This window comes from Amycolatopsis sp. SID8362 (genome assembly GCF_010550475.1).
Lineage (GTDB): Bacteria > Actinomycetota > Actinomycetes > Mycobacteriales > Pseudonocardiaceae > Amycolatopsis > Amycolatopsis eburnea.
Genome location: NZ_JAAGNB010001671.1, coordinates 1 through 8,720, shown reverse-complemented (window position 1 = coordinate 8,720; position 8,720 = coordinate 1). Strand labels below are relative to the sequence as shown.

At 71.5% G+C, this 8,720-nt stretch carries 5 protein-coding genes; 3 read left to right on the top strand and 2 right to left on the bottom strand.

Going from position 1 to position 8,720, the window contains the following annotated elements; all coding sequences use genetic code 11:
* Window positions 1-839 (top strand): hypothetical protein (locus G3I65_RS51540; RefSeq protein ID WP_160703308.1); only part of this gene is annotated, 839 nt, incomplete at its 5' end.
* On the opposite strand, the gene G3I65_RS51535 is transcribed toward G3I65_RS51540, so the two are convergent.
* Window positions 829-2,253, bottom strand: coding sequence for a short-chain fatty acyl-CoA regulator family protein (locus G3I65_RS51535; protein WP_160703306.1), 1,425 nt, complete (start codon window positions 2,251-2,253; stop codon window positions 829-831). The genes G3I65_RS51540 and G3I65_RS51535 overlap by 11 nt on opposite strands.
* Before the next feature lie 228 nt (window positions 2,254-2,481).
* On the opposite strand from G3I65_RS51535, the gene aceA reads away from it, so the two are divergent.
* On the top strand, window positions 2,482-3,762 hold the full coding sequence (gene aceA, locus G3I65_RS51530; RefSeq protein WP_160703304.1) for an isocitrate lyase: 1,281 nt from the start codon (window positions 2,482-2,484) through the stop codon (window positions 3,760-3,762).
* 88 nt (window positions 3,763-3,850) lie between these two features.
* Window positions 3,851-5,458 (top strand): malate synthase A, encoded by a 1,608-nt coding sequence (gene aceB, locus G3I65_RS51525; protein WP_160703302.1) that lies wholly within the window; start codon window positions 3,851-3,853, stop codon window positions 5,456-5,458.
* A 124-nt stretch (window positions 5,459-5,582) separates the two neighbouring features.
* On the opposite strand, the gene G3I65_RS51520 is transcribed toward aceB, so the two are convergent.
* Window positions 5,583-8,720 (bottom strand): S8 family serine peptidase (locus tag G3I65_RS51520; RefSeq protein ID WP_160703300.1); only part of this gene is annotated, 3,138 nt, incomplete at its 5' end.

The window sequence follows — 8,720 nt, the reverse complement described above, 5'->3', positions numbered from 1 at the left end:
TGACGGCAGGCGGGCTGACGGCGGTGTCGCTGTTCCGCGCCGACCCCGCGCCCGCGCCGCCCGCCGTCCAGCCCCAGCCGCAGCTCCAGCCCGTCGCGCCGGGGCCCACCGACAACCCGCTGGTCGCGAAGTCGAGCTTCGGCTGGCTGCCGGAGGAGGTCACCGGCGTCGAATACGCCGCGGGCGGGCACGGCGACACGACGCTCGCAATCGGCCGGGGCGAGCTGCCCCCGATGCTCTGGCTTTCGGTCTCCGATCGGGAGCCGCCCGCGCCGCGCGACCTGAGCGGCGAGCCGAAGTCGATCCCGCAGCGCGTGGGCGACCGCGACGGCCACTGGGTGACGGCGGACGCGAACGACCCGCTCAACCACGGCGACAGCTACCTGCGCTGGCCGACCGCCGACGGCCGCTGGGCCCAGCTGCACGCGTACTACCTCGCCCGGCCCGACCTCCAGCAGGTGCTGGTGCGGGTGGCCGAAGGGGCGACGTTCGCGAACCGCGGGGTGCCGCTGCCGCTGCGCATCGCGAGCCTGCCGCCGTCGTTCCACCTGTCCGACGCCTACACCTCGCGGCGCCCGGACCAGGACGGCGTGCCCTGGAAGCTGGTGCTCCAATACTCGGCGAACGGCGCGCTGGCGACCATCAACGTCGCCCCACCCGGAGCCGGCCGCAAGGACGGCCTCGGCGTGCCGCGGTGCGTGAAGAAGAACGGGCTCGAGGCCTGCGTCGGGATCGACAAGGAGAAGGCCGCGGGCATCACGGCGCAGGAGCTGCTGAGCCGCATCACGCTCCTCGGCACGGACGAGTCGAAGTGGACGGCGCACGTGCTCAGCCCTTAGGCACCGCCGGGTAGGGGACGAAGGTGCTGGTGTTCTCGTCCACGGTGAGCTGCTTGCCGATGGTCGGGAACGCGCGCTGCGAGCACGCCGGGCGTTCGCAGACTTTGCAGCCCATCCCGATCGGCGTCGCCGCGGCGGGCTCGTCCAGGTCCAGGCCGGTCGAGTAGACGAGCCGCCCGGCGTGCCGCAGTTCGCAGCCCAGGCCGACGGTGAACGTCTTGCCGGGGCTGCCGTAGCCGCCGATGTTGCGCGACACCGTCCGCGCGACCCAGAAGTAGCTCTTGCCGTCGGGCAGGGTCGCGATCTGTGTGAGGATCTTGCCCGGCTGGGTGAACGCTTCGTAGATGTTCCACAGCGGGCACGCGCCGCCGACGCGGGAGAAGTGGAACCCGGCCGCGGACTGCCGCTTCGACATGTTCCCGGCCCGGTCCACCCGCACGAACGAGAACGGCACCCCGCGCTGCTTGGGACGTTGCAGGGTGGACAGCCGGTGGCACACGGTCTCGAAGCCGACGCCGTAGTGGTCGCACAGCCGCTCGATGTCGTAGCGGAAGCGTTCCGCCGTCGCCAGGAACGGGCCGTAGGGGAGGATGAGCGCGCCGGCGAAGTAGTTCGCCAGGCCGACGCGGGCGAGCGAGCGCGCGGCCGGCCCGGAGAACGCCCACGAGTCGGCCAGCTCGGTGATCAGGTCGTCGTACTCGAGCAGCGCGATCTGCGAAGCCATGCGAAACGCCTGCTGCCCGACGCGCAGGCTCGGCGCCAGCCGCAGCACCCGCGTCACCGGCTCGTAGCGGTGCTGCTGACCGGCCGATTCGTCGATGCCGTCGCTGGTCACCTCGACGCCGTAGCGCTGCCAGAGCCGTTCCTTCAGCGCGCTCAGCACCTGGCCGCGCTGCAGCGGGATCTCCGCGGCCATCTTCTCGGCGCGGTCGTCGAGCTCGGCGACGTAGTTCTCGCGCTCGTAGAAGAAGTCGCGGACCTCTTCGTGCGGCAGCGGCGCGGCGGCGCTGCCGTGCAGGCCCAGGCCGTTTTCGGTGGTCAGCGCGGCGGTGCTTTCGACGGCGTTGCGGTAGCTGCGGTGCAGCTTGACCAGCGCCTGCGCGATCGCCGGCAGGTTCGTGGCCAGGTCGTTGAGCTCGCCCGTGGTGACGTCGACGCCGAGCACCTCGTCGAGCAGCGCTTCCTTGACGTCGGCGACCAGCCGGGACGTGTCGTTGTTGGCGAAGAACTCCGTGTCGACGCCGAAGGCCTGCGTGATGCGCAGCAGCACCGGGACGGTCAGCGGCCGCGAGTTGTGCTCGATCTGGTTGAGGTAGCTCGGTGAGATCTCCAGCACACGGGCCAGATCCGCCTGGCTCATCGAGCGGCTTTCGCGGAGGTGCCGCAGCCGCGCGCCGGCGAAAGTCTTCTCCATTCGAGCCCTCCTTCCCGGAAGGTTTCCGGCCCTTAACGGTTACGTGAACGGTCAAGAACGCGGATTTTCGATCACTTGCGAACCGGGCGATTCGCAACCTTTGCAAAGAGCGTACGTACCCTTCGCACAAATTGGCAAATTGGACAGCTGGACCGGATTTCCCCTGGCGTGTGAGGGTCGGATCAGGCAAGGCGAGCAATCGCAAACTTCGCAACACCGGGAGATCCGATGACGGAACAGGCCAAGCAGGCGGCCGCGGAGCTGGCGGCGCAGTGGGCGAACGACCCGCGCTGGGCGGGCGTGCAGCGCTCCTACTCGGCTGAGGACGTCGTCAAGCTGCGCGGCAGCGTGGTCGAGGAGCACACCCTGGCCCGCCGCGGCGCGGAGAAGCTGTGGAACCTCCTCCACACCGAGGACTACATCCACGCGCTCGGCGCCCTCACCGGCAACCAGGCCGTCCAGCAGGTCCGCGCGGGCCTGCAGGCCATCTACCTGTCCGGCTGGCAGGTCGCGGCCGACGCCAACCTCTCCGGCCAGACCTACCCCGACCAGAGCCTCTACCCGGCCAACTCGGTCCCGGCCGTGGTCCGCCGCATCAACAACGCGCTGGGCCGCGCCGACCAGATCAACTGGGCCGAGGGCAACACCGACATCGACTGGTTCGCCCCGATCGTCGCCGACGCCGAGGCCGGCTTCGGTGGCCCGCTCAACGCGTTCGAGCTGATGAAGGGCATGATCGCCGCCGGCGCCGCGGGCGTGCACTGGGAAGACCAGCTCGCGTCCGAGAAGAAGTGCGGCCACCTCGGCGGCAAGGTGCTGATCCCGACCAAGCAGCACGAGCGCACGCTGAACGCCGCCCGGCTCGCGTCCGACGTGCTGAACGTGCCGACCCTGGTCGTCGCCCGCACCGACGCGCAGGCCGCGACGCTGCTGACCAGCGACGTCGACGAGCGCGACCAGCAGTTCCTCACCGGCGGCCGGACCGCCGAGGGCTTCTACGAGGTCCGCAACGGCATCGAGCCCTGCATCGAGCGCGGCCTGGCCTACGCCCAGTACGCCGACCTGCTCTGGATGGAGACCTCGGAGCCCGACCTCGAGGTGGCGCGCAAGTACGCCGAGGCGATCAAGGCGAAGTTCCCGGACCAGATGCTGGCCTACAACTGCTCGCCGTCGTTCAACTGGAAGAAGCACCTGGACGACGCGACGATCGCGAAGTTCCAGCGCGAGCTCGGCCACATGGGCTACAAGTTCCAGTTCATCACGCTGGCCGGCTTCCACGCGCTGAACTACTCGATGTTCGACCTGGCGCACGGCTACGCCCGCGAGGGCATGACCGCCTACGTCGACCTGCAGGAGCGCGAGTTCTCCTCGGAGAGCCGCGGCTACACCGCCACCAAGCACCAGCGCGAGGTCGGCACCGGCTACTTCGACAACGTCGCGACGGCGCTGAACCCGGAGAGCTCGACCACCGCGCTCAAGGGCTCCACCGAAGAAGCCCAGTTCCACTGATCCCGGCCGCGGCCTGACGACGGCTCCCCCCTCCGTCGTCAGGCCGCGTCCCTCCCTTTCCTTCCTGCACAGCTCGTGGAGGCATCCCATGGTTGATCGGCTGAACTACCGCATCGAGGTCACCGGGCCGGTCGAGGGCCGGTTCGCGGAGATCCTCACCCCGGCGGCGCTCGACTTCCTGGCCAAGCTGGACAACACGTTCGCCGGTCGCCGGCGCGAGCTGCTCGACGCCCGCCGCACGCGGCGCGAGGAACTGCAGTCCGGCGAGAAGCCGCTCGGCTTCCTGCCCGAGACGCGCCGGATCCGCGAGGACCGGTCGTGGCAGGTCGCCCCGACCGCGCCGGGCCTGGAGGACCGCCGCGTCGAGATCACCGGCCCGACCGACCGCAAGATGACGGTCAACGCGCTGAACTCGGGCGCGAAGGTCTGGCTGGCGGACTTCGAGGACGCGACGTCGCCGACGTGGCACAACGTCATCGACGGCCAGCTCAACCTGTACGACGCGATCCGCCGCAACATCGACTTCACCACCGAGGCCGGCAAGCGCTACACCATCGGTGACGACCCCGCGACGATCGTCGCGCGCCCGCGCGGCTGGCACCTGGTGGAGAAGCACATCCGCATCGACGGCCGTCCGGTCTCGGCGAGCCTGGTCGACTTCGGCCTGTACTTCTTCCACAACGCGCGTCAGCTGCTCGCCCGCGGCGTCGGCCCGTACTTCTACCTGCCGAAGCTGGAGAACCACCTCGAAGCGCGGCTGTGGAACGACGTCTTCCTGATGGCGCAGCGCGAACTCGGCGTCCCGCGCGGCACGATCCGTGCCACCGTGCTGATCGAGACGATCACCGCCGCGTTCGAGATGGACGAGATCCTCTACGAGCTGCGCGAGCACGCGGCGGGTCTCAACGCCGGCCGCTGGGACTACATCTTCAGCCTCATCAAGAACTTCGCCGCGCACGGCGCCGACTTCGTGCTGCCGGACCGCGCGCAGGTCACCATGACCGTGCCGTTCATGCGGGCCTACACCGAGCTGCTGGTGAGCACCTGCCACCAGCGCGGCGCGCACGCCATCGGCGGCATGGCCGCGTTCATCCCGAGCAAGGACCCTTCGGTGAACGAAATCGCCGCCGAAAAGGTCCGTGCCGACAAGGAGCGCGAGGCCGGCGACGGGTTCGACGGCTCCTGGGTCGCCCACCCTGGCCTGGTCCCGATCTGCCGCGAGGTCTTCGACGACGTGCTCGGCGGCTGGCCCAACCAGCTCGGCAAGCTGCGCGAAGACGTCCACGTCACCGCCGAGGACCTGCTCGACGTGGCCAGCGCCGGCGGCGAGGTCACCGAAGCGGGCGTGCGCGCGAACATCAACGTGGCGCTGCGGTACGTCGACGCGTGGCTGCGCGGCACCGGTGCCGCGGCGATCCACAACCTGATGGAGGACGCGGCCACCGCGGAGATCGCGCGCTGCCAGGTGTGGCAGTGGATCCGCAACGGCACGAAGCTCGAGGACGGCACCGCGCTGACCCGCGAGCTGGCGGTCGAGTACCTGGACGACGAACTCGCGTCGGTGCGCGCCGAGCTGGGTGCGGGCAACCGCCTCGACGACGCGTACGAGATCTTCACCGAAACCGCGCTGGGCGAGAAGCTGCCGAGCTTCCTCACCACGGGTGCCTACGCGCGGTACCTCACGGACGCCCGGTAGCAGGGGCCCCGCCCGCCCCTACCTGACGAGGGGCGGGCGGATTCCACACTGTTGGGATGGTGTGGGTCCGGACCGGTCCCGGTGGCGGCGGCTCCCCGCCACCGGGGCCGGTTCATTTTTCGCGTCAGCCCACCGCGTACGCCCGGATCACCGTCTGCCGCACGGTGTTCCCGCGGTCGTCGGCCGCGCTCGCCCGCAGTGAGACGAACCCGCCCGCCGGGTTCCGCACGGCGACCGTCCAGTGGTCCCCGGTCCGGATCGAGGGCGCGGGCCGCCAGGTGCGTCCGTCGTCAGTGGACACTTCGACGGCCAGCTTCGTCCCGGTGCCACCGCCTTGGCGCTCCACGAAGGCCGGGAACGTGAAGATCCGGTCGGCCGGCGCGCTGTTGCGCAGGTCGACCGCGGGTGCGAACCGGGCGGTCAGCAAGGGAAGTGCCTGGCCGTCCGCGGCGGCCGAGGAACGGAAGCCCCACTCCGCGGAGACGTCCGTCCACAGTGGCCACCAGTCGGTGTGCCGGTGCGCTTCGGCGGTGAGCCGGTACGCGCCGTCGGCGTCCGGTACCGGGATCCGCGCCAGCGTCGGTTCCCCTGACGGCTCCACGGGAATCGCGGCGCCGTCCTTCGCGAGGGTCACCGAACCCGTGTCCCCGGCAGCGGATTCGGGCTTGCGCGGGCGGCCGGCGGCGTCGCCGAACAGCGGGAGCCAGAGGTCGAAGACGCCGTCCTCGCGCCATGCCCACGGCCGCGGCTGCTCGCCCGAATGCGTCACGGTCAGCCCGCGCAACGACGGCCCCGCCACGGCTTCGTTCCAGCTCAGCTGGTACTTCTTGCCCGCGGCCAGGTCCAGCGGCTCGTTCAGTTCGCCGCGGAACCCGGACGTCCACACGCTGTCCCATTTGCCGGGGGAGTAGTACTCGAGGCGTTCCTGTTGCGCGGCAACGGGTTCGGTGTAGCCGTACCCGACCATCCGGCCGAAGAACTCCCGCCCGGCGACGTACCGGACCTCGCCGGGTGCGTTGTCGTGGTAGGCGGTGCGCACTTCGGCGAGGTCGCGGGTGCGGGGCCGCTGCACGCGCGGAGCCGTCACCTGCCCCTCGACGCCGTCGCCCAGTTCGTAGCGGAAGCGCGGCGCGGGACGGCTGACGGCCGTCGCGGTGGCGTGGCCGGTCTGCGCCAGTTCCGTGAACCGCTGCGCGGTGACGCCCGGTCCGCCCCAGATCACCGGCAGGTGGAGGGCCGGCAGCCCGCCGCCGAGGACCGTGGTCCCGGCCGCACCACCGGAAAGGGCGACGAAACCGAGTTTCGCGCCGGCGTTCTCGACGTTGACCAGCCGCTGGTACGCCTCGTCGACCCGGATGCCGAGCGGCAGCCGGAGGACCACGAGCTTGCCGCGCGCGTCGATCCCGGCCAGGTCCGCGGGCGTGCCTTCACCGCCGAACACGACCGGGAGCGTGCTGGTCCCGGCCGGCGCGGCCGACTCCAGCCAGACGCCCCGGACCGCGAACGGCTGCCCGTCGTCCGCGGTCAGTTCCAGGTCCGGCTCGGTGGCGCGGCGTTCCTGGCTGAAGGCGAAGGTCGGCGACGACGTGCCCGGGACCGTCGCGGCGAACGCTTCGTGGAAGCGCGGGTCGAGGTCGAAGCCGTCGGCGAAGACGCACGCGCAGGCTGTGACGCGGCTCAGCCGTTCGACGCTCTGCGTGCCCCCGCGCGCCGCCGGGTTGTCCGGCTCCAGCGACACCGGCTTGCCCTCGCGCGCGTCGAAGGTCTCCGTGACGGCGTGGTCCAGGACCAGTTCGGGGTGGCTGAGGAAGCTGTACGACGGTTCCCGGCCCGCCCGCGGCGTCTCGATGACGCTGTTCACGACGTAGCGGCCGCGCGGGAGCCGGAAGGTGCCCGGCTCGCCCTGGGTGAGCGCGCCGGTGTCCAGGTCGAGGATCGTCACTGGCGGGTACCCCGTCGGCGCCCACGGGGTGCCGTCGCGGTCCACGAGACCGACGGTCAGGTCGTAGGTCTCGGCTTCCTGCCGCAGCGACAGCGCGGTCCGCGTGGTGACGCCGTCGCCGGTCGCGGTCAGGACGCCGGAGCGGGTGCCCGGGTGGCCGTCCTGCGCGGTGAAGGTCAGCTCGACGGGAGTGCTCCCGCCCGCCGGAACGGTGACGCTCGGCGGAAAGCTCACGCCCTCGACGGACGCCCCGAGCGTCAGCGTGACCGGGGTGGCGCCGGAGTTGTACCAGGTGACGGTGGCTTTCTTCGTCGTCCCGCGGTTGGGCCAGGGGAGGTACGCGGACGCGCTGCCGGTGGCGGTGACCGCCGTGGTCGTCGCGCGGGCGACGTCGACGCGGCCGGTGCCGACCGCGGCCGGTCCGGCGTCGACCTGAGCCGCGGTGCTGGTGAGCGCCGCTTTGAGCCGGTCCGCGGTCCAGCCGGGGTGCTGCTGGGCGAGGATCGCGGCCGAGCCCGCGACGTGCGGCGTCGCCATCGACGTCCCGTTCAGCGCCTGGTAGCCGCCGCCGGGCCAGGCCGCGGTGATCGCCTCGCCGGGCGCCGCGACGTCGGGCTTCGCGGCGCCGTCGCCGATCCTCGGGCCACGGCTGGAGAACGGGCTGAGGACGTCCTTTTTGGACACACTGGCCACGGCGAGCGCCGCGTCCGCCGCGGCCGGGCTCGCGACCGATTCGTCCGCGCCGAAGTTGCCCGCGGCGACGACGAAGAGCGTGCCGTACTGCCGCGACAGGGTGTTCACGGCTTCGGACACCGGGTCGGTCCCGTCGGACGGCCCGCCGCCGAGGCTCATGTTCACGACGCGGGCATGCGCTTCGGTCACCGCCCACTGCATCCCGGCCAGCACGGTGTCGAGCGTGCCGTCACCGGTGTCGTCGAGGACTTTCCCGACGGCCAGCGACGCGTCGGGCGCGACGCCCTTGTACTTGCCGCCGGACGCGGCCCCGGAGCCGGCGATCGTCGAAGCGACGTGGGTGCCGTGCCCTGCGCCGTCCTCGACGCTGCCCTTGCCGGTGAAGTCCTTGCTCAGTGCGACGCGGCCGGCCAGGTCCGGGTGCGTGCCGTCGAGCCCGGTGTCGAGCACCGCGACGGGCACCCCGCGGCCGGTCAGGCCCGCCTGCCAAGCCGTGGGCGCGCCGATCTGCGGCACGCTCTGGTCGAGGGTCGCGCGCACCTTCGCGTTGAGCCACACCTTCGCGCCGCCGGCCGCGAGCGTGGCGGGTTCCGTGGCGAGCCGGTTCCAGAACGCCGCGGCGCCGGA

What these genes read in the sequence shown, in the direction of transcription:
- G3I65_RS51535 (WP_160703306.1), bottom strand. Translation starts at nt 2,253, where the DNA reads ATGGAGAAGACTTTCGCCGGCGCGCGGCTGCGGCACCTCCGCGAAAGC.
- aceA (WP_160703304.1), top strand. Translation starts at nt 2,482, where the DNA reads ATGACGGAACAGGCCAAGCAGGCGGCCGCGGAGCTGGCGGCGCAGTGG.
- aceB (WP_160703302.1), top strand. Translation starts at nt 3,851, where the DNA reads ATGGTTGATCGGCTGAACTACCGCATCGAGGTCACCGGGCCGGTCGAG.